Source organism: Salibacterium sp. K-3 (assembly GCF_054052005.1).
This window is the reverse complement of record NZ_JBSVZE010000003.1, coordinates 84,124-103,482: the sequence shown is the minus strand read 5'-3', so window position 1 is coordinate 103,482 and position 19,359 is coordinate 84,124. Positions and strand designations below refer to the sequence as shown.

Annotated in this window: 22 protein-coding genes; 9 read left to right on the top strand and 13 right to left on the bottom strand. The window is 49.1% G+C overall.

Translation table 11 applies throughout. The features are described 5' to 3' along the window. Positions 1-28: 28 nt before the first annotated feature. The 4 genes from ACW9JV_RS16145 to ACW9JV_RS16130 all read right to left on the bottom strand — a co-directional run bounded on the left by ACW9JV_RS16145 (position 29) and on the right by ACW9JV_RS16130 (position 4,366). Positions 29-319 carry a hypothetical protein gene (locus ACW9JV_RS16145; RefSeq protein WP_457336300.1) on the bottom strand — a complete coding sequence of 97 codons (291 nt, stop codon included), beginning with the start codon at positions 317-319 and terminating at the stop codon, positions 29-31. A gap of 139 nt (positions 320-458) precedes the next feature. Further along, positions 459-1,388 carry a sugar-binding transcriptional regulator gene (locus tag ACW9JV_RS16140; protein WP_457336298.1) on the bottom strand — a complete coding sequence of 310 codons (930 nt, stop codon included), beginning with the start codon at positions 1,386-1,388 and terminating at the stop codon, positions 459-461. A 105-nt stretch (positions 1,389-1,493) separates the two neighbouring features. Continuing rightward, positions 1,494-3,500: a transketolase gene (tkt, locus tag ACW9JV_RS16135; RefSeq protein ID WP_457336296.1), complete on the bottom strand. Its 2,007-nt coding sequence runs from the start codon at positions 3,498-3,500 to the stop codon at positions 1,494-1,496. 35 nt (positions 3,501-3,535) lie between these two features. Then, the gene (locus ACW9JV_RS16130; RefSeq protein ID WP_457336294.1) at positions 3,536-4,366 is read right to left on the bottom strand and encodes a 6-phosphofructokinase; all 831 of its coding nucleotides are present in this window, start codon (positions 4,364-4,366) and stop codon (positions 3,536-3,538) included. A 222-nt stretch (positions 4,367-4,588) separates the two neighbouring features. Between ACW9JV_RS16130 and ACW9JV_RS16125 the strand changes: the two genes are divergently transcribed. Next, complete coding sequence (locus tag ACW9JV_RS16125) at positions 4,589-5,668, top strand: AbrB family transcriptional regulator (protein WP_457336292.1); 1,080 nt, start codon at positions 4,589-4,591, stop codon at positions 5,666-5,668. Here ACW9JV_RS16125 and ACW9JV_RS16120 read toward each other — a convergent pair. After that, complete coding sequence (locus ACW9JV_RS16120; protein ID WP_457336290.1) at positions 5,665-6,447, bottom strand: ABC transporter permease; 783 nt, start codon at positions 6,445-6,447, stop codon at positions 5,665-5,667. The genes ACW9JV_RS16125 and ACW9JV_RS16120 overlap by 4 nt on opposite strands. Beyond that, positions 6,437-7,081: an ABC transporter ATP-binding protein gene (locus tag ACW9JV_RS16115; RefSeq protein ID WP_457336288.1), complete on the bottom strand. Its 645-nt coding sequence runs from the start codon at positions 7,079-7,081 to the stop codon at positions 6,437-6,439. The genes ACW9JV_RS16120 and ACW9JV_RS16115 overlap by 11 nt, the downstream gene beginning before the upstream one ends. A gap of 147 nt (positions 7,082-7,228) precedes the next feature. On the opposite strand from ACW9JV_RS16115, the gene ACW9JV_RS16110 reads away from it, so the two are divergent. The 5 genes from ACW9JV_RS16110 to ACW9JV_RS16090 all read left to right on the top strand — a co-directional run bounded on the left by ACW9JV_RS16110 (position 7,229) and on the right by ACW9JV_RS16090 (position 9,962). After that, complete coding sequence (locus tag ACW9JV_RS16110) at positions 7,229-7,507, top strand: GNAT family N-acetyltransferase (protein WP_457336286.1); 279 nt, start codon at positions 7,229-7,231, stop codon at positions 7,505-7,507. 459 nt (positions 7,508-7,966) lie between these two features. Then, the gene (locus tag ACW9JV_RS16105; protein WP_457336284.1) at positions 7,967-8,089 is read left to right on the top strand and encodes a hypothetical protein; all 123 of its coding nucleotides are present in this window, start codon (positions 7,967-7,969) and stop codon (positions 8,087-8,089) included. 18 nt (positions 8,090-8,107) lie between these two features. Next, entirely contained in the window at positions 8,108-8,233 is a 126-nt protein-coding gene (locus ACW9JV_RS16100) for a hypothetical protein (protein WP_457336282.1), read from the top strand. 29 nt (positions 8,234-8,262) lie between these two features. Then, on the top strand, positions 8,263-8,478 hold the full coding sequence (locus ACW9JV_RS16095) for a hypothetical protein (protein WP_457336280.1): 216 nt from the start codon (positions 8,263-8,265) through the stop codon (positions 8,476-8,478). 17 nt (positions 8,479-8,495) lie between these two features. Further along, complete coding sequence (locus ACW9JV_RS16090; protein ID WP_457336278.1) at positions 8,496-9,962, top strand: hypothetical protein; 1,467 nt, start codon at positions 8,496-8,498, stop codon at positions 9,960-9,962. A 257-nt stretch (positions 9,963-10,219) separates the two neighbouring features. On the opposite strand, the gene ACW9JV_RS16085 is transcribed toward ACW9JV_RS16090, so the two are convergent. The 4 genes from ACW9JV_RS16085 to ACW9JV_RS16070 form a co-directional block, all read right to left on the bottom strand. After that, complete coding sequence (locus ACW9JV_RS16085; protein ID WP_457336276.1) at positions 10,220-10,825, bottom strand: alpha/beta hydrolase; 606 nt, start codon at positions 10,823-10,825, stop codon at positions 10,220-10,222. Positions 10,826-10,838: 13 nt separating this feature from the next. Next, positions 10,839-11,816, bottom strand: a complete 978-nt coding sequence (locus ACW9JV_RS16080; RefSeq protein WP_457336274.1) for a ring-cleaving dioxygenase — start codon at positions 11,814-11,816, stop codon at positions 10,839-10,841. Between the two features lie 3 nt (positions 11,817-11,819). After that, positions 11,820-12,290: a MarR family winged helix-turn-helix transcriptional regulator gene (locus ACW9JV_RS16075; protein WP_457336272.1), complete on the bottom strand. Its 471-nt coding sequence runs from the start codon at positions 12,288-12,290 to the stop codon at positions 11,820-11,822. A gap of 105 nt (positions 12,291-12,395) precedes the next feature. Further along, positions 12,396-13,703, bottom strand: a complete 1,308-nt coding sequence (locus tag ACW9JV_RS16070; protein WP_457336270.1) for a protoglobin domain-containing protein — start codon at positions 13,701-13,703, stop codon at positions 12,396-12,398. A gap of 149 nt (positions 13,704-13,852) precedes the next feature. On the opposite strand from ACW9JV_RS16070, the gene ACW9JV_RS16065 reads away from it, so the two are divergent. Beyond that, the gene (locus ACW9JV_RS16065; RefSeq protein ID WP_457336268.1) at positions 13,853-14,752 is read left to right on the top strand and encodes a DMT family transporter; all 900 of its coding nucleotides are present in this window, start codon (positions 13,853-13,855) and stop codon (positions 14,750-14,752) included. Here ACW9JV_RS16065 and ACW9JV_RS16060 read toward each other — a convergent pair. After that, entirely contained in the window at positions 14,739-15,608 is an 870-nt protein-coding gene (locus ACW9JV_RS16060; protein WP_457336266.1) for an SDR family oxidoreductase, read from the bottom strand. The genes ACW9JV_RS16065 and ACW9JV_RS16060 overlap by 14 nt on opposite strands. Before the next feature lie 192 nt (positions 15,609-15,800). Here ACW9JV_RS16060 and ACW9JV_RS16055 point away from each other — a divergent pair, with 192 nt between their 5' ends. Then, positions 15,801-15,968, top strand: a complete 168-nt coding sequence (locus ACW9JV_RS16055; protein ID WP_457336264.1) for a hypothetical protein — start codon at positions 15,801-15,803, stop codon at positions 15,966-15,968. Between the two features lie 21 nt (positions 15,969-15,989). Here the strand turns inward: ACW9JV_RS16055 and ACW9JV_RS16050 are convergent, their stop codons facing one another. Both ACW9JV_RS16050 and ACW9JV_RS16045 read right to left on the bottom strand, forming a co-directional pair. Further along, positions 15,990-17,147 (bottom strand): acyl-CoA dehydrogenase family protein, encoded by a 1,158-nt coding sequence (locus tag ACW9JV_RS16050; protein ID WP_457336262.1) that lies wholly within the window; start codon positions 17,145-17,147, stop codon positions 15,990-15,992. Positions 17,148-17,696: 549 nt separating this feature from the next. Continuing rightward, positions 17,697-18,464: a class I SAM-dependent methyltransferase gene (locus ACW9JV_RS16045; RefSeq protein WP_457336260.1), complete on the bottom strand. Its 768-nt coding sequence runs from the start codon at positions 18,462-18,464 to the stop codon at positions 17,697-17,699. A gap of 298 nt (positions 18,465-18,762) precedes the next feature. Between ACW9JV_RS16045 and ACW9JV_RS16040 the strand changes: the two genes are divergently transcribed. After that, positions 18,763-19,218 carry a hypothetical protein gene (locus ACW9JV_RS16040; protein WP_457336258.1) on the top strand — a complete coding sequence of 152 codons (456 nt, stop codon included), beginning with the start codon at positions 18,763-18,765 and terminating at the stop codon, positions 19,216-19,218. Positions 19,219-19,359 lie beyond the last annotated feature (141 nt).

Here is a 19,359-nt window from a genome sequence, read left to right as displayed (position 1 = left end):
CACAGCTGATAAGCTGTGGAGCTTTTTTTTATCTGGTACTGGAACGGAATGTAGGGATCCAGTCTTTTGTCTGCAGCTCTTTAATGGAAGCGATGAGAAACATAATAACGGCGACATCCGCCAGCAGCAGGCTGCCATAAAACGCAATGATGGACGTCGGTGCGTTCAGTACGGTGATGGATGTGAAGTGGCTCAGGAAATAGTCCCACATGCCGAGCATTAAGGCACCCTGAACAAAAGCAAGGACCCATCTGTTGTGTTTTGCAAAATATAGAGGAGCTATGGTAGCAATCAGCATAAAGATCATTAAAATATCCACGAGAAAACACCTCTCTCTATTGGTACGGAAACGGTTTCAATGATTTGTTACTCTTATTGTAACAAATCATTCACATAAAAGACATAAATAAGTCAAAAAAATTTAAATTTTTGAGAGAGGAGCAAAGCCGCCCCGGAGGTTATTCCTGAAGCAGGCGGCTTGCTGTATGCTGGTCTGTAATCAGCATATTGGCGTAACCACCGCAGAGTGCCCCGCGGACAGCCCGGTGTTTCATTCTGCCTCCGGCAACAAGGATGGAGAGCTCCTTTTTTTTCAATTCGTGAAGTTCAATTCCGATGGTGCGTTCATTTAATTCTTCATGGCAGATCTGACCGGAATCGTCAAAAAAACGGGAACATATTTCTCCGGCGGCTTCGTTATTCAGTTTTTCCAGTTCATCGTCTGTGAAATAATCCGTCTGCATTAGTACAGAATCAATCGTGGGTGCACCGACACTGAAGAGGGCTTTTTCAGCGTCTTTTCCTTTCTGGAGAATACGTTGAATATGGCGGTCCGTTTCGATCGCCTGTTTTACCGATACATGATCGACGATAGCCGGAAGCGGAAGCAGCCAATTATCGGTCTGAAATGCGCGGCCGAGTAAATGAATGATCTCCGTTGCATAGGTCTGGCTGCCGGAATGGCTGGCGCCGCCGTTCAGCTGTACAATCTCGAGGTTGGGAAGGGGGCGTGGCTGCATTCGTCTGGCGGTCTCGTAGAGCGTTGTTCCCCAGGATGCCGCCAGAATGTCGTGGTTTTCCACGTGGTTGTCGAGAAAGGCGGCTGCAGCTTCCCCGAGTTTTTCTTTCAGGGTTCGTTCGTTTTCATCGACGTGAACAACGATGACTTCCTTTAAGTCGTATTGGTTGCGTAAAGCAGCAGCCTGACGTTCAATCTGTTCGGACGGGTCATGGATGGTTACTTCCACGATGCCTTCCTGTTTTGCTTTTTTTAATATACGGGATACGGTGGGGCGGGACATGTCAAGATGTTTGGCAATCTCCTGCTGGCTGTAGTCATATTCATAATACATACGTGCCGCATCAATCATTTTTGAAAACTGATCCATTCTTTTTCCTCCTGCGTACCTGGCTGCCTCTTTCATTTTAATAAAAACGGGATGAAAAATATACAGAAATCCGGAAGAGAGGCCCTCTTCCGGATCATGAATGCGTTACAGCAGTGCTTTTAATTTGGAAGCGACATTCTCAGGGGTGAATCCGTACTGTTTGACGACTTCCGGTCCTGCCGCGGAAGCGCCGAATGTTTCGATGCCGAAAGTATCCCCATCTTCTCCGGTATAGCGTTCCCATCCGAACGGGGAAGCCATTTCGACTGCAAGCCGTGCCTTGATGTGCGGCGGGATAACGTCGCGGCGGTACGATTTGTCCTGCTGTTCAAACAGATCCCAGCTCGGCATACTGACAACCCGGACGGAGATGTTTTCCTCTTCAAGCAGCTTCTGTGCTTCGACGGCGAGGGAAACTTCCGAGCCGCTGGCAAGGAGCAGGGCCTGCGGTTCCTGTTTTGCTTCACTGACGACGTAGGCTCCTCGTCTTACGCCTTCATCGGCATGTTCTGCCGTATTCGGAAGGACAGGAAGGTTCTGTCTTGTTAAGACGAGCGCGGTTGGATGGTCTTCTGCTTTCATGGCCTGTTTCCATGCCGCCCGTGTTTCATTGCCGTCAGCGGGACGAATGACGGAAACGCCCGGGATGGCCCGCATCGAAGGGAGCTGTTCGATCGGTTCGTGTGTCGGTCCGTCTTCTCCGACAGCGATACTGTCATGCGTGAATACATAGTTGACCGGCAGTTCCATGATGGACGCCATGCGGATGGCCGGACGGAGATAATCGGAAAAGACGAAAAACGTACCGGCGAATGCTTTTAAACCGCCGTGGAGAGCAATACCGTTCAAGGCCGCGGCCATGGCAAATTCGCGGACACCGAACCAGACGTTTTTCCCGTCATAATCTGGAGGACCGAAGTCGCTGGTGTCGTTAATATGCGTTTTATTGGACCCGCCGAGATCCGCCGATCCGCCGAAAAATTCGGGGATGGAACGTGCGAGTTCCTGAATCATCTCCCCGGATACCGCCCGGGTTGCTTTTGCTTTGTCACCTTCTTGATATACAGGGAGGGAGGCATCCCAGTCCGACGGCAGCTCCCCGTTCAACGCCTGTTTGAACTGGGCGGCCTTATCCGGCTGCTCCTTTTCCACCTCTTTCAGCAGGGACTGCCATTTTTCATGCTGGGCCTGTCCCGGCTTTTTCACCATGTCATGGAAGCGGGTGTACACTTGATCGGGTACGAAGAACGGTTCTTCAAACGGCCAGCCGTAAGCTTCTTTTGCCAGTTTTACTTCGTCTTCTCCGAGCGGGGCGCCGTGAGAGGCTGCGTTTGCGCTCTTATTTGGCGCGCCGAAACCGATCACGGTTTTGACTTCAATAAAGGAAGGTTTATCCGTCACCGCCTGAGCTTCTTTAATGGCTTTTTCGACGGCTTCCATGTCTTCTCCGTCTTCAATGTACTGCACGTGCCATCCGTACGCTTCAAAGCGCTTGGCCGGATTCTCCGAAAACGAGCGGTTCAGGTCGCCGTCGAGAGAAATATCGTTGGAATCATAAAGAAGGATCATTTTGCCAAGCTGCAGGTGGCCTGCCAGAGAAGCAGCTTCGGCACTGACGCCTTCCATTAGATCCCCATCGCCGCAGATGGCATACGTATAATGGTCGATCAGCTCTGTTTTGTCGTCATTGTATAAGGACGCGAGTTTTCGTTCGGCCATGGCCATGCCGACTGCCATCGCGACTCCCTGGCCGAGCGGTCCGGTAGTGGCATCCACACCTGGTGTGTCGGCCGATTCCGGATGTCCCGGTGTTTTGCTGCCCCAGCTCCGGAACTGCTTCAGATCATCGATACTGATATCATAGCCGCTTAAATGAAGCAGGCTGTACAGCAGCATGGAGCCGTGGCCTGCGGAGAGCACAAAGCGGTCGCGGTTGATCCAGTCCGGGTTGGACGGATCTGTCTTGAAAAAACGGCTCCAGAGCGTATAAGCCATCGGGGCTGCCCCCATCGGCATTCCCGGGTGGCCGGACTGGGCGTTTTCCACCGCGTCCATGGAAAGGGTGCGGATCGTTTGTACAGCGAGCTTATCTTCTTCAGTGAAATGTGACAAATGAAGGTCCTCCTTAAAAGTAATGCGATTCTGATTCAGGCCGTAACGTGAAACCATTCGACCCGGCTGCCGCTCGTCAGGGCAGACTGTTTCCATTCATTAGCCTTGCGGGCGGCCCGGACCATTAACAGACGGTCTTTTGCTGTGAAATGCGGCCCGAGACACTGGGCACTGTCCAGGGTTACCACATTGATGTTTAAACCGGAGGAATCCGGCAGGGCCCGCGTGATGTGTTCAAGTTCCACTGTTTCTTCCGTCACAGCAAGAGCAAAAGTATGGCCGTTCTGAAAATGGCTCTCCAGGTTGAAGCAGAACTGCTGAATAGATGATTCATCGGTTTGATGGATTTCCAGACCACCGGTCGACAGAGCAGTATCCTGAGCGAGATGCAGAGAAGCCCCTTCGGGCAGCTGCAGAAAAAACAGCCTTGGTGTGCCGTATTTCATTGAATCTGCCGTATCCGCGACACTTAGGGCCTGATCAACAATTTCATTCAATGCTGTGTCATACCCGACTGCTTCCGAATGCCGGACCGAAGGATAAAGGATGGAGACCGGCATAATGAATACAGGGCTGGTTATAGAAGATAACAACTGTTCCAGTTCCTGTTCCTGCTGCAGAGGATCCGTCAGCAGCAGTGTCATCTCCGCATCCTGAAGCGTTTCGGCAAGGGTTCGATACGTATCCGGGTCCGTTGAAAACGGGGCGGTCCGGGCAAACTCTTCCGGATGAAAAGAACGCCATTGCGGATGGCGGCGCCCGGGAATGACCATATTCCAGCCGCCTGCTTCCGTTTCCAGGTGCCGGGCAAAAAAATGTAAAAAAGATTGAGGCAGCGCACTCATATTAACAACAGCAGCCTGCATAACTCTCACCACTTTGAAATAAATTTCATTTATTTATGAACAATTTTTCATTTCTTTATTATACGGGATATAAAGGAAATTGACAATTGACCATGCGAAAAAATTCTGAAAGTGGAATGGAGACGTGCTGAAAAGATCAGTCTGCCGAAATTGATAGACGAACCGGGGGTGTGCTAAGCTTTACAGTAACAAATCGTACGGTAGAAAAGAGATGAATCGAAGATGAAAAACATCCTCCGTACCCTGCTTCCTTATGGGGAAACGATGGCTGCTGCGCTTGCTGCCGGCTTTCTCTTTCAGCTGTTGAACATGCCTCTGCCGTGGATGCTCGGTCCGATGTCGGGGCTTATTTTATGGCGGGGCTTCACCGGACGCTCCCCGCGCTGGCCGGCACTGGGGAGAAACGTCGGGCTGGTCTTTATCGGTTATATGATAGGCGTATCCGTCACAACAAGTACGCTTCTGCAAATCGGACAGCAGCTGCATTTTATTGTCCTTGCTACGCTGCTGACGATGGCGGTAAGTATTTTCATAGGAAGTATTGTCTTTAAACAGATGGGAATGACCTGGGCGGATGTTGTATTTGGAAGCATTCCCGGTGGCTTGTCCCAGGTTGCCGCCCTCAGTGAAGAAGTGAAGCAGGTCGATACGACAAAGGTCCTGTTTATGCAGATGATCCGGATTATTACCGTCATTTTTACTGTGCCGTTTTTGGTGGTCCACCAGGTCGCATTGACGGGTGGAAGCGCCGCCCCCGCTTATAATGCGCTGCTGCCATGGATGTCGTTTCCGCATCTTGGCGCTCTCCTGTTGTGCGGGACGGCCGGGTACCTTTTATACAAAACCGGATTTCCAGTTCCATTTCTGACAGGTCCGTTGATGATGGTGGCGCTGCTGAACATTGCGTTTGGAGCAACAGAGGCGCTCCCTTCGCTGCTGACGATTACCGCCCAGCTGCTTCTCGGTACTCATTTCGGCCTGCAGATGGATCCGGGGTTGATTAAACGTTCAAAGTGGATCGGTGTCTGTACCGTGATATGCAGTCTTGTGCTGGTGTCGGCATCGCTTGGACTGTCCTATTTTCTTACGAATGTGACGCAGATGAATCTGGCGACCGCATTTTTGAGTACAGCTCCGGGAGGTCTGGCGGAAATGACCGTAACCGGAAGCGGTGTCGGCGCAGATCTTGCGATGATCAGCGGCTATCAGCTGTTCCGGATTCTATTTATTCTGTTCCTTGCCCTTCCGGTAATCAAATGGTGGTTCGTCCGGCATGAGCAGACCAGTCCCCGGGAAACTTAGTCCTTCAGCTGGCTTTTTTCATTAAAAAACACCTTGTATCCGTTCTGGACAAACAGAATAACTGTTAAGGAAACCGCTCCGGTGACCCCGAGAAGAATCGCGATCTGATATTCGATGGCTGTCACCGGATTCACCCCGGCGAGAATCTGACCGGTCATCATCCCGGGGAGAAATACGATACCGGTTCCAACCATATTATTAATCGTCGGAAGAATGGCATTGTCGAACGATTGATTGACAATTTTCCGGCTTGCTTCCTTTGGGGTGGCTCCAAGCATTAACGCGCTTTCCACACGGTGGCGCTGGTCTTTCATCCCTTCGGTCAGGGTCTGGACGCCAAGCGTTACGCCGGTCATGGAATTACCGATAATCATACCCGCAATAGGAATGAAATAGCGTGGTTCGTACCACGGCGAAAACTGAATCACAATAAGGTTGAAATAGATCAGGCTGGATAAGGTCCCTGCGGCCATGGAAACAGCGATGATCTGTTTCATTTTTTTATTTAGTCCGGCGCGGATACGCCGGAAGATGTTCCAGACCGCGAAGGTAATCATAAGCAGTACGACAAGGGACGTCCACAATGGATTCGGGTTTTCAAATAAGTAAATGAGAATATAGCCGACAAGCAGCAGCTGTATCGTCATGCGCAGCGTGGACACGAGAATTTCTTTATCCCGTGGGATCTTTCTCATTTTCACGATGACAAGTAATATAAGAATAAAGACGTAAGCGGCGGCCAGCTGCCAGATGGTTAAATCGATAATGTTATCGTTCATGGTCCTGCCTCCCTTTTAAAGAGAATGGCGTGATATCAATGATCGTGTCAGCGGATTCCTCAGCTATGGCGCGGGAGTGTGTCACGAATACGACGGTTTTTTCCTGCTTTCGGGCCTGTTTAATGAAAGCGGCCATGACGTCGTGTTCGAGTTCTTCATCCAGGGCCGACGTTGGTTCATCGAGCAGGTAAACAGCCGGATCAAGCAGCGTCATTCTGGCAAGCGCCAGCCGTTGCTGCTCCCCGCCGGACAATTTCTCAGCGTCTTCTTCGAGTTTTTTATCCAGGTAATAGCGCTCGATGGCGTGTTTCATTTCTTCGTCAGAGGGAAGCGGTTTTCCGGCAAAGCGGCAGCCTGCTTCAAGGTTTTCCCGGACGGTGCTGCCGAAAAGCACAGGCTGCTGTGAGAGCATCGCCGCTTCACGCCGGAGCTGTACGGCGTTCCAATCATGAACCGGACTGCCTCTGTACGTGATACTTCCCTCATCGGGCGTAAGCAGGTGGTTCATCAGTTTTAACAACGTTGACTTTCCCGTGCCGCTTTCTCCGAGCAGCGCGGAAATAGTGCCTTCTTTTATGTCCAGATGGTCTATGTGAAGAATATCCTTGTAGATCACGTCTTGAAATGTAAACATAACTCCTCCTTTTCCCGCTGCCTTTTCTATAGTATCGCCAATTTTTAACCAATACAATATGAAAGATCGAGGAAGAAGAGTGGATGTTTGAAGGAAACCAGCCTGCGGGAATAGACTTCTAAAACGAAGAAAGGCGGTGAGCCGGAGATGAGTGATATTCAGATCGGGGAAAATAAATTCTTTATGGAAAAAGACGGGGAGAATGTCGCTGAAATCACGTTTTATCATGATAATGACAGTAATATCGTCATCGACCATACAGGGGTCGACGAGGAATTAAGAGGGCAGGGCATTGCCAAAGAGCTGGTCGCAAACGTTGTTGATAAAGCGCGAGCAGAAAACAAACAAATCATTCCGGAATGCCCGTATGCCGAGAAACAATTGAAAAAGAACGACGCCTACCGCGACGTCCTCGCAACCGCCTGACTTAAGTGTCCGGCGGTTTTTTGTCTGTGTGAAAAGAACATGATGTATGTCCTGCTTCTTATAAAATATACAGGTAATAAACAAGGGAAAGTTGTGCTGCTGAAGCACAGCTTTTTTTAATTGGTTTTACAAAAATTAAAGTAAAATAATTCAAAAGAAGGATTTGGAAAAAACGGACCACCTGTCCTCTTTCCTGTAAATCAGTCGCAAAACTTCTCAAAATACAGCAAAAACAAAAATTGTGTGTAAATAAATGTTTATTTACACGACATCTTGATCTAGGTATTAATAACCGATACATAGGGAGTGTAAATATAAAATCACCCACTGATATTGAATAAGTTTAAAACTTCTTTCCTAAAAAAAGAATTGTAAGAATTTTTTAGTTTACGAGAGATTGTGATAAAAATATAAGAGAGATTGGCCGATATATCAAAAATGACGGGAACGGTGAATCTGATGATAAAAAAATACAGTATGATAATAACAACGATACTCCTACTTCTGTTGACCGCCTGCGGGAGTGACGCTGTCGAAGACGCAGAAGAAGTGAGAAGCCAGGCGTTAAATGAAGAATTCTAGCAGACATATGATGATTTTATGGCGGTGCAGACCTTGAATGCCGCACAGATTGAACATCAATATCCGCAGGTGATGGAAGGTTTGAACAATCAAATAACAACACTAAATGAATTGGACATTCAGACAGAAGATGCAAGGAAATAAGAAATAGTTTTGTACAGGGTTTTGAAGCGATGCGGCGGGCGTATGAGCCATTAGAAGGGGAATATGAAGCCATGTACAATGATAATCTCAGTACGGACCTGGAAGAAAATTATTCTGCAGAAATAGAAAAAAGTAACGAACAGATGAGTAATGCTCTTGCATCGTTAATGGAGTATTATGACTTTGAAAAAGCGGAAGAAGAGGAGATTATGCAGAAGCTGGAACCGTGGATGACAGAACCATAAATTGGAGGCTGGAATCGATGAAAAAGGTCCATCTGACAAAAAAGCTGACCAAAGCGCAGAAAAAAGCCTACAAACCTCATGCTCTGCCGGAGTTCCCTATCTATCGGACGTTTCCCATCGAGAAGGACAGCAGGTATTTTTATCTCGTAGGTCAGGTGGGAATTCCTGAAGACGATCATTTTATGCAGTGGATGGTCCTGGATGAAGAGGGAGCGATGGTGGATAAAGATTTGGCAAGGTCGATTCATGAAGCCTACACGACGTGGGAGTGGGCGAGAACATTATCGAACAGCTTAATTTCGTTGTTGGAAGAACGGGAACAGCTGCATCCGGATTCAGACGCCCTGGAACAGTTGATTCGATGGACCGCCGAGCAGTTGAAAGAAAGGGGGCATGAAGATAATACGGAAGAGATACTGAAGTATATAACGCTGTTTCGAAATAAGACGATGCGCGAACATGACAGTCTATCGTTTCTTTATGAGTTAAAAAACGTTGTCCGGAGAACAGAATCGGAAGGATACTTGTCCGAACCCAACGCTGGTCAAATTTTAGAGCTGTGGGAAGAACTTCAAGCAGAATATCAGCCTTGGATTATACAACTATTTACCATCGATTCAATAACCGCTGAAAACTTTGGTATACAACTAGAAAAAAAGGAAAATTCCATTGAACAAAAGTATGCCTATACTATTTTTCTGGAAAAAAATTATATATATACTACAGCATCTTCTCTTGCTTCCTTTAACGATCACTTTGATGGAGACTGGAACCACCTGCTGGAATGGCATTTTGAAAAGACCCGGATAGATCCCGATAACCCGAAACCTCCCATTTCTTTTAAGGGGAAATATAAACCGTATCCCGTCTTGAAAAGGATCTATCAGGCGATGGTTTATGCCATCATTCCTCTGGAAGCCTTACTGTTTTTAGTAACATGGAATATCGGTGTTTTAATTACCATCGGAGTACAACTGTTAGTCTTCATTCCTATTCTAAGACAGTACTGGATGTGGGCGACCCTGCATCTGATTTTCCAGTGGAAAGAGATTCTTAAAGATAAAAGCATGGTGATTGCGCGTTTTGAAGTCAAAGATATGGGAAGTGCGACGGATTCTAAGACGTTCGCGGTTCTGGTTGCGATAATGGGAGGCATCATGCACATTTTTTTAAGAAATTGGATGGTCCTGTCCATATTTTTGATTGTCGCCGGTTTGTTGTATGGGTACGGGGTTTTAGCTGACCGTACTTCGTTATCCTGGACCAAGGTGGAATTTCACGAATCGTGGATCAAAGTAGGCCCCCTTGAGGTATGGAGTCATTTGGTGAGAGGGCTGTCGTGGAAAGATGAGCAGACCCTGGAAATCGATATACGAAGGGACAATGGTCCATTAACGGTGCAGTTTAAACCGGAAGACAAGGAAGCCGCTGTGGCAGCGCTGGAAAAATGGTGCGAGAACAACGGCCGCTCGATGGCAGGATGAAACCTTGCATGACACGACTGCCATGCATGCGGCCGAAAAGGACGTAAACGGCCGCAAAAACGTAACCATAAACTGTTCATAAGACAGTTTATAACACCTGAAGCCCCCTAAAACGTAACGAAGAACCTTTCATAACGACGTTTACAGGGCAAGAAAGCGGTCCAAACGTAATCATAGGGGCTGTGCACCGCACCTTTCTGTTTTCTACCGGGTAATAAAAGAGCTGCGTACCAATAACGCAGCTCTTTCGTCATTCTCTATTTCAAATGCTGTTCGTAATAAGCGGCGGCGCCCTGGACTTCTTCGATGGTCAGCTGGTGGCCGTTGTGTTCCCACTGGATGTGGACGTGGGCGCCTGCCTGTTCGAGCAGGCGCGAGAGTTCTTCTGTTTCCTGTGCCGGGCAGATCGGATCGTTCGCGCCGGCTCCGATGAAAACGTGCTGTCCGTTCAGGGAAGGCAGTTCGACTCCTTTGCGCGGGACCATCGGGTGGTGAAGAAGCGCGCCTTTCAGCGCCCCTTCATAATGGAACATGAGGCTGGCGGCGATGTTGGCGCCGTTGGAATACCCGACGGCGACGACATTGCTTCGGTCGAACCCGTACTGCTCCGCACTTTCGTCGATGAAATCATGCAATTCTTTTGTGCGGTCGATCAGGTCTTCTTCGTCAAACACCCCTTCGGCGAGGCGGCGGAAAAAGCGGGGCATGCCGTTTTCGGAAACATTGCCGCGCACGCTGAGCACTGATGCGTCGTCATCGATCAATTTGGCAACCTCAAGCAGGTCTTCTTCTGTACCGCCGGTGCCGTGCAGAAGCAGCAGCACCGGGGCATCTGGTTTTCCTTCCCGGAAAATATGCTTCATGACAGGATCCTCCTTACACGCCCGGTTTATAATCGAGCGGGTTTAATTTAGCTCCGATTTCATCGCGCTGTGGTTCGAGATACGGCGGCAGCGCGAGAGATTCGCCGAGGTGTGCCAGGTCTTCATCGCCGTCAAAACCGGGACCGTCGGTGGCGATCTCAAACAGGATGCCGTTTGGCTCGCGAAAATAAAGGGAGCGGAAATAGTACCGTTCTACAAAGCCGGAGTTCGGCAGACCGACACTGCTTATATGCTCAATCCATTGATTCAGTTCGTCCATGTCAGCGGCGCGGAATGCGACGTGATGGACGCCGCCGCGGCCCTGCCGTTCAAACGGGAGATCGGGACGTTCTTCGATATGGATTTCGGCACCGCTTCCGCCTTCTCCGGTTTCATAAATGACAATATCCGGATTTCCTGATTCCGGGGAAGGATAGCTGCTTTTGAGGGAGAAGCCCATCACTTCGGTCAAAACGTGAGTGGTCGGCTCGGCTCTGCGGACGGTCAACTTGATCGGACCTAGTCCAGTGATACCGTGCTCCTGTGGGATCGGCGCGCGTTCCCACGGAGTTCCGCCGGACACGCCGTCATTGTGTTCATCGGACACAAAAATCAGCCGCTGTCCTTCAAAATCATGAAATGCGATGGTATTTCGTCCGCCGCGGTCCTTGATTTCTTCATGGGACACACCTTTTTCTTCGAGGCGCCGCTTCCAGAAATGAAGGGCCTCATCGTCCGGAACGCGGAGGGACGTGGCAGAAATACTGCTCGCGCCGGGTTTGTTCGGAGCGGCCATCGGGATTTCGAAAAAGGTTAATTCGGTGCCCGGATTTCCCCGCTCATCTCCGTAGAATAAATGATAAACCGAGGTGTCGTCCTGATTGACGGTTTTTTTCACAAGCCGCATGCCGAGAACGTTGGTATAAAAGTCAAGATTACTTTTTGCGTCAGCGGTAATGGCTGACAGGTGGTGAATGCCTTTGAGGTGCACTCTTTATCCCTCCATGTTTTCGTTATGATGCTGAAGCTTGCGGAGAAGCTCGAGCAGCTGTTTTTGTTCATCCTTGTCCAGCGCCTGGAACTGGGAAGCCTGAAACTGCTCCTGACGGGGGACGATCTGGTCAAACATCTCCCATCCGGCACTTGTCAGCGTCAGTACTTTTTTTCTCCATTCCTGTTCGCGCCGGATCCAGCCGAGTTCTTCCATCCGTCCGAGCAGCTGGGTGATACTTCCTTTCGTGACAAACAGTTTTTCGGCCAGCTCATTCTGGGTTAATGGTTCATGCGTGCCGACCTGTGCCAGAACATCGAACTGAGCCACCGTCAGGCCCCATTCTTTCAAGTGGGCGTTGGAACGGCGGAGGCTTTGATTATAGAAACGGGACAGGCGGAACCAGAGCAGCAGGCCGAGCCGCTCGTCATTCCTGGAAAAAAGGGAGGAAGTCACGCGTTTGCGCTTGTCCATAATGATGCTCCCTTCTGTTCTACTGTTTTCCCTTATCAGTTTATATCTAAACTGATAAAAAAGCAAATCATATGCCTGCATCCAAGCATATGATCCGCGGTATTATTAAACATTGGTGAAACGAGTGGTGGATTCTTTCAGGCGGCTGGAAGAGTCGGCAGCTTCACTCGAAGCTTCATCAATATCTTTGACAGATGCCGATAATTTTTCCAGTTCCTTTTCAATATTATCGTTTTGATTTTTTGTTTTATGCATGGCCTGCTGGATTTCGTCGAAATGTTCATCCGTATTAGTAAGGCTGTCTGCCCCTCTGTCCACGAGTTCAACAATGCTGTCGACAGCGGTGGTCACTTTTGCGCTCTGTTCTTTCGTGTTTTCGATCAGTTCGGCAATTCTGGATGTCGATGATTTGGTCTGGGACGAAAGTTTTCTGATTTCGCCTGCAACCACCGCGAACCCTTTGCCGTGTTCACCGGCGCGGGTGGCTTCGATGGATGCATTCAGGGCGAGAAGATTGGTCTGTTCAGATACTTTATCAACGAGTTCAATGACTTCATTCATCTGGGATGATATATCATTTAACTTCCCGACGTGTTCGGAGATATTGCTGACACTGCTGCTGACGTCATTCATATCTGTATGCAGCGACTGCAGCTGTTCTTTTCCGGCATCGGAGCGCTGCTGGGACTGTACGGCCAGTTCCCTTCCTTCTTTGGCCATCTCCATCGTTCCGGCCGCCTGTTCATTCAGCTGTTTGACCGCTTCACTGGTGCGTCCGGAAAGCCCGGCCAGTTCATCGGCAGTGGAACGCACGTGACGCGCGAGTTCTTTTTCAGATTCGGCGTGTTTTTCGCGGATGCGTTCATGTTCCTGTTCATATTCCTCCAGTACGATCTGCTGTTCCATGCTGATCAGCTTGCTGACTGCCATGACAGATTCAAAAAGGTCGGCGCGGTTATCGAGGTGCTGTTCCAATGTGTACATCAGGGACATGTACAGTTTTTCGAAAGCCCCCATATACCACTTCGTCTGCAGACCAACCTGCACATGCGCATAGGCAATCCGCCTCCGTTTTTCCAGAAAATCTTCGTCGATACGTCCGGAGAACATTTCCTTGATGTGCTGCTTAAACGTCTGTTTGAGCCGCTCGACACTGCTGTGTTCTTTTATAATGGAAAGAAGGCCGGGCTGAGCGGTCACCGCGTCATAAAATTCATTGGTGATATCTGTGATGTGTTCCTTTACGAGAGGTTCCAGTGATTTAATAGTACGAAGGTCGTGTTCCGATAATGAAATTAAATCCGCCTGCCGTTTCAGGTCTTCATGATTCCCAAGCTCAAGACTATACCCCTGAATGTCCGTTGCAACGGCCACATCCTGTTCTTTTTTTGAAAATGGAAGTCCGAATTTCATCGTTTTAACCGTCCCCTTATGTAAGCATTTAACATATACCTGTTACTAATTATTTCGGCACAAAGTTTCAAATATTTACCGGCTTTCTTACGAAAAGAGAAAATATCGAGTACAATGGAAGAGGTTTTTTAGGGAAGGTGTTCTGGTTTATGAAAGCTTATCTATTATTACTTCTTACAGCTGTGATTTTTTCCGGCAACATAATCGTAGGCAAGGCCATCAATGATCTTCCGCCATACACGATTGCTTTTTTCCGGACGGCGATTGCGTTTCTTGTTATTCTGCCTCTCGGGTGGAAAGAAGCGAAACGGTATAAAAAAACCTTCCAGAAAGAATGGAAGGCTGTTCTCGGGATGGCGCTGACAGGTGTCGCTTTTTTTAATTCCTTTATTTATGCTTCCCTGCAGTTCACCAGTTCGACTAATGTCGCGATTATGGAAGCGTCGATCCCCGTTTTCACCATTCTATGCAGCATGGTGTTTTTACACGAACGGCTGGATCAAAAGCAGTGGCTGGGGGTCGTGCTCTCCCTTGGCGGCGCCGTCTGGGTCATTACGGAAGGGTCTTGGGAGCTGATCCGCAGCCTCGGCTTTAATACGGGGGATGTGATCATGCTTGCGGCGGTGGCAGCCTGGACGGCCTATTCGATTCTCGTCAAATTCCACATGATGAAACTTCCTGTCTACGGCAGTCTTGTGGTCATGCTCGCGATTGCCAATATTACACTGCTCCCGATCGCCGCTGTTGAATGGAGCCTGGGCGGCTTCCCTGCTGTCTGGCAGCCGGATCACATGATGGGACTGCTGTATCTCGGGATTTTTCCCTCGCTGATTGCCCTCGTCTTTTGGAATAAAGGGGTGGAGGAGGTCGGTCCCTCCCAGGCTTCGGTGTTTCTGAACCTCCTCCCGGTCTTTGTCATGGCAGGATCTTTTTTGTTTTTGGGAGAAACGGTGACGATGGTACAGGTTCTCGGTGCTCTTGTTGTGATTACCGGTGTCTTTCTGACGACGAATGTGTTCTCTTCCAGTCGTTACGTCACGAAGAAATAAATTCCCCGCCGTTAATATGAACGGCCTGACCGGTCATATAGGAAGATTCTTCAGAGGCAAGAAACACATAAATACCGGCGTGTTCAGATGGCTGCCCGGGACGTCCCATCGGACTGTTCGTGCCGAACTGTGCCACCTGGTCTGCTGGAAACGTGGACGGTATTAAAGGGGTCCAGACCGGGCCCGGGGCGACCATGTTGATACGGATTCCTTTCTGCACCAGGGGCTGGGCGAGACTTCGTGTAAAAGAGACAATGGCTCCTTTGGCCGCGGAATAATCGATCAGCTGCGGGTGCCCGCGGTAGGCGTTAATGGAGGTGGTGCTGATAATGGAACCGCCTTCTTTCATAAAAGGAATAGCGGCTTTGGTAACATGGAAATAAGAGAAAAAATTTGTCTGGAATGTTTCTTCCAGCTGCTCGGTCGTGATCTCGGAGATGTCATTTCGAACATATTGCACCGCTGCGTTGTTCACGACAATATCAAGGGTGCCGAACGTGTTCACTGTCTGCTGAACAATGTCTTTGCAGAACGCTTCATCTTTGATATCGCCTGGAATCAGCAGGCACTGCACTCCTTCGGCTTCTATGAGCTGTTTTGTTTCTTCTGCATCGCTGTGTTCATTATAATAGACGACAGCAACGTTCGCTCCTTCTTTCGCATAAACCATCGACACGGCCCGGCCGATGCCGCTGTCGCCACCTGTTACAAGAGCGGTTTTTCCGGAGAGCTTTCCGACCCCTTGATATTCCCCCGGCTGGATGGGAAGAGGATTCATTGAGGCTTCTATACCGGGCTGGGACGGCTGGGTCTGGGCAGGCTGCCTGTTTGTCTGCTGGTACCGAGGGTCTGTCATGGATACTCCTCCTTGATCATAATATATCGTCCTGTCCTTATCCTTCCACAAACTCGTCTAAACAAATCAATGATTTTCCTATAAAATGGGGTGAGGGAGGCATGGCTATGAAAATAACGCTGAAACATGTCCAGGTAAATGTAACGGATATGGCTCAGGATGATGCATAGTATAAGCTGGGGAGGGACAGCCTTGATTACGTTTGCGGCCGCAGCTGCTGTTATCTTTGTGTGTGGATTCATCATTGCACGTATTGTGAATATTTTCTGGAGCTCCTCTTCCATTGCAAGAGACGCTGTCGTTACGCTGTTTCAGGGACTGGCCCTGGCTGCAGTGATTATGATCTGGAAGCTTTTATGAAAAAGAGGAAACCCGTTGATCTCAGGTTTCCTCTTCATTAATGAGTTCGGAGGCAAGCTGCATGATGGTCATATCATCCATCGGCGGGTTGTGCAGGCCGGCGCGGACATCGCGGTAATACCGTTGCAGCGGATTTTTCTGTGAAAGACTTCGGGCACCGGCGATCCGCATGGCGGTATCAACGATGGTAACGGCGTTGTTCACCACACTGTATTTCACAGCGCCAAGCTCCGGTTTCATCAGCTGCCGTTCTTCATACCCGGCCTCATCCCACTTGGAAGCCACACTGTAAAGAAAGTGTCTGTTCTGTTTGGAAAGAAGCTCCATTTCCCCGATTTTCCAGCGTACGTTTGGAAGATCCGAAATTGTTCCGTCGATACTATTCGGCGAATATTCTTTGGCAAAGGACACGGCGTAGTCTTTCGCTGCTTCGGCAATACCTGAATAGCACGCCGGAATGTGCAGCAGCCAGCCGGCTGCCGGCTTATCCCCGGGTGTTAAGTAGGTGACAAGGTTGCCCTGCGGCACAGACACCTGATCAAGCACGAGGTCGTGGCTGCCGGTGCCGCGCATGGCAATGGAGTCCCACGTTTCCTCAACGGCCAGACCGGAGCTGTTTCCTGGAATCAGAAAGTTTGCGACGCTTTCATCCTTTTCGAGAGTAGCGCTGACGACAAAGTAATCAAGCACCGGTGCCATCGTCGCAAAGGTTTTCCGCCCGCTGATCTTCCACTGCCCGTTTTCGTGTACTGCGGTGGTTTCCGGCTTTCCGCCTCTTGTTGGACTGCCTGTGGCGGGTTCGGTTGCGGTATTATTCAGGAGCGCTCCGTCTTCGAGCACTTCCCTGCAGAAGGAAGCATACACGTCTTCCGGCCAGCTCTTCTGTTCGCCAAGGTTCTGGACGATTCCCATATGCCAGCCGATGGACAGTGCCGTCGATCCGTCCGCTTTCCCGATGATTTCCTGCGCTTTCACCAGTTCCAGGAGGGAAATTTCTTTTCCTCCGTACCGCCCGGGGACGGTTAAAGCCGTATATCCGATATTTTTCAGGGTGTCTATATTTTCCACGGGGAAAGAAGCCTCTTCGTCATGCCGGGCCGCTCTCTCCTTAAAAGGCTGTACGTGCTTTTCGAGCACACTCAGCCGCTCCTTCATGCTGGACTGTTTGAATAATTCCATGACTTTATCCCTCCTTCTGCAAATCCTATTTTATTCTATACCAAAGCAGAAGAACACGTCATGTATCCGTGTTTTCTTCCTCAACAAGCTCTTTGATTGTATGCCACTGCTGATTAATTTCTGTATACTGATGAACGGCAAGAACGGAGAGTAACAGCGAAGGCCAGAATGCCTTTCAACAATTCCGTATTCCGGTCTATGACAGCCCTCTCGTACATATGTTTCACGGTATACCATAGAGCTTTCAACGTGATGAGAAGCATCAATCCTGCTCCTACTATATAAGTTCTATAACGAGACATACTGTCATCCATTGCAAAAGCTTTACGGCCCGTCTCATCCGCGGCATTCTCCGGAATATACAGCGTACGAGAATCGAACCACCCTCTCTGGAAGGTGACTCCTTTGTCTTCCTCTATTTCTTTAATGAATCCGCTGGGGTACCAGCCTTTTTCCAGCATTTGATAGAAAAGATATCCCGCTGCCGCATAGAATGCAATGATCGCACATGTACGTAAGGTAAATTTTACATATTTAAGCATCCCGATATTACGTTCCCTTTGTCTCTAATGTATGGACGGCTGTCAAAAAAGTGTCCCGATCCACGGTCTGCAGGCCGTTATCCCTGGATTTGATGACGTATTCAGGACCATCGGTACTATGCTGAACGAAAGCTTGTAAAATGTCAGCGTGGTCTTGATTTTCGACATTTCGGCAGACTGCCACACCGAGCGGGTAGTGAAGCCCTTCACGCTTCGGCTCAATTGTGACGCCGCGCTGATAGTAGAATGATGTCGCAGGAAACCTGTGGAACAGTTCGCGGAATTCAGCTTCGGTGATCTGATGGTAATGAAAAGGGGAGCTGCTCGGCTTCCCGCGGCCCTGCCCGAACGGCGTTGACAGTACCAGAGTGCCGCCGGGGCGGAGCAGGTTCAGGATGTTGTGTAAAAACGTCTGATCATCCGGCACATGTTCGATCGTTTCAAACGATAGAATGGTGTCAAATGTTCCGAGTTCGTCCCCGATATGCGGATCAAGCGCATCCGCGGTCTGAAAGGTAAGAAGCGGATGATAATAGTGTTGTTTGGCGTAGCGGATCGTCTCCGGATCGACATCCACTCCTATGATTTCATGAATCTCTTTTTTCTTTTTCTTGGCAGTCATCTGTGCACCGTAGCCCGTACCAGCCGCGATATCAAGCACCCGCCCTTTTACATAGGGAAGGGCGAACGTGTAGCGTGCCAGGTGTTCGAGAAGCAGGCCGTTTTCCGGCTTCATTTCTTTGGGAATAATTCGTTCTCCTGTATCTTCAAGCATGGATTTCACCACTTTACATATTTTTACGGCTTCCATTGTATCAGAAAACAGCTGGCAGGTGTTGATGGCAGACTAGGGAAGAACATAGTTTGAAAAGGAAAAAACAGCATATCGAGGAAACGAATCAGTACCTGGATCGTATGCTTGAAAAAGCTTTGCCACGTTGGCCGATATTGATGCATGATTGGCGTATAATTTTCATTATTCGACGGGTAAAACAACTTCATTGACCGATAATGAATGATTGGACTGGTATCACCCTCCATTTGACGGGTACATGGCGGTATTCGGCGGATAAGTGAAGACGTTTGACTGGTATATATTCTTTCCCGTTCCTCCGAGCGGCCGGGCGCTGGATCTGACTTCAACAAAATCGTCCGAATCTGACAAATGTCCTGAACCGCATTCCAAATTATCATTCAAATCGTTAGAAGCCGTGCTCGAAACAAAAGAGATTTTTGAACGGCTGACTGAGGCGGCCAAAGAAATGGTGGAAGCCATGAGCGCGATTTTCAGTGACGTTGGCAACATGAATGAGAAAAAAGACAATATCACGGCCAAGCTGGATACTATAAATGCGAGCATTGAACAGGCGGCGTCCGCCAGTGAAGAAATCAGCGCATCGACCGATGAACAGGTGCAGGCGCTGCAGGGAGTAGCCGAAACCGCAGAACAGCTGCAGGAAATGAGTGAATCTGCGGACAAGCAGGTAAGACAGTTTAAAATAAAAGAAGAGCATCACGGAGAAATGTAAGTGTTACATCCGGCGTACAGGATTACCGTACGCCGGTTTTCACCATAAAAAATTAAATTTATTTTTAACGTTTAAAACAGCAGGTGAAGCGCTCTCATGCTGCAGTCCCTATAATATGACTATTTTCTTATTTTTTGTTTT

Bases quoted from the DNA above. Each gene is read 5' to 3' on its own strand.
- ACW9JV_RS16085 (WP_457336276.1), bottom strand. From the start codon at position 10,825: ATGAAGCATATTTTCCGGGAAGGAAAACCAGATGCCCCGGTGCTGCTG.
- ACW9JV_RS16100 (WP_457336282.1), top strand. From the start codon at position 8,108: ATGGCGGTGCAGACCTTGAATGCCGCACAGATTGAACATCAATATCCG.
- ACW9JV_RS16120 (WP_457336290.1), bottom strand. From the start codon at position 6,447: ATGAACGATAACATTATCGATTTAACCATCTGGCAGCTGGCCGCCGCT.
- ACW9JV_RS16050 (WP_457336262.1), bottom strand. From the start codon at position 17,147: ATGGAATTATTCAAACAGTCCAGCATGAAGGAGCGGCTGAGTGTGCTC.
- ACW9JV_RS16065 (WP_457336268.1), top strand. From the start codon at position 13,853: ATGAAAGCTTATCTATTATTACTTCTTACAGCTGTGATTTTTTCCGGC.
- ACW9JV_RS16140 (WP_457336298.1), bottom strand. From the start codon at position 1,388: ATGGATCAGTTTTCAAAAATGATTGATGCGGCACGTATGTATTATGAA.
- ACW9JV_RS16095 (WP_457336280.1), top strand. From the start codon at position 8,263: ATGCGGCGGGCGTATGAGCCATTAGAAGGGGAATATGAAGCCATGTAC.
- ACW9JV_RS16105 (WP_457336284.1), top strand. From the start codon at position 7,967: ATGATAAAAAAATACAGTATGATAATAACAACGATACTCCTACTTCTG.
- ACW9JV_RS16130 (WP_457336294.1), bottom strand. From the start codon at position 4,366: ATGCAGGCTGCTGTTGTTAATATGAGTGCGCTGCCTCAATCTTTTTTA.
- ACW9JV_RS16060 (WP_457336266.1), bottom strand. From the start codon at position 15,608: ATGACAGACCCTCGGTACCAGCAGACAAACAGGCAGCCTGCCCAGACC.
- ACW9JV_RS16075 (WP_457336272.1), bottom strand. From the start codon at position 12,290: ATGGACAAGCGCAAACGCGTGACTTCCTCCCTTTTTTCCAGGAATGAC.
- ACW9JV_RS16125 (WP_457336292.1), top strand. From the start codon at position 4,589: ATGAAAAACATCCTCCGTACCCTGCTTCCTTATGGGGAAACGATGGCT.
- ACW9JV_RS16045 (WP_457336260.1), bottom strand. From the start codon at position 18,464: ATGCTTGAAGATACAGGAGAACGAATTATTCCCAAAGAAATGAAGCCG.
- ACW9JV_RS16070 (WP_457336270.1), bottom strand. From the start codon at position 13,703: ATGAAATTCGGACTTCCATTTTCAAAAAAAGAACAGGATGTGGCCGTT.
- ACW9JV_RS16090 (WP_457336278.1), top strand. From the start codon at position 8,496: ATGAAAAAGGTCCATCTGACAAAAAAGCTGACCAAAGCGCAGAAAAAA.
- ACW9JV_RS16115 (WP_457336288.1), bottom strand. From the start codon at position 7,081: ATGTTTACATTTCAAGACGTGATCTACAAGGATATTCTTCACATAGAC.
- ACW9JV_RS16110 (WP_457336286.1), top strand. From the start codon at position 7,229: ATGAGTGATATTCAGATCGGGGAAAATAAATTCTTTATGGAAAAAGAC.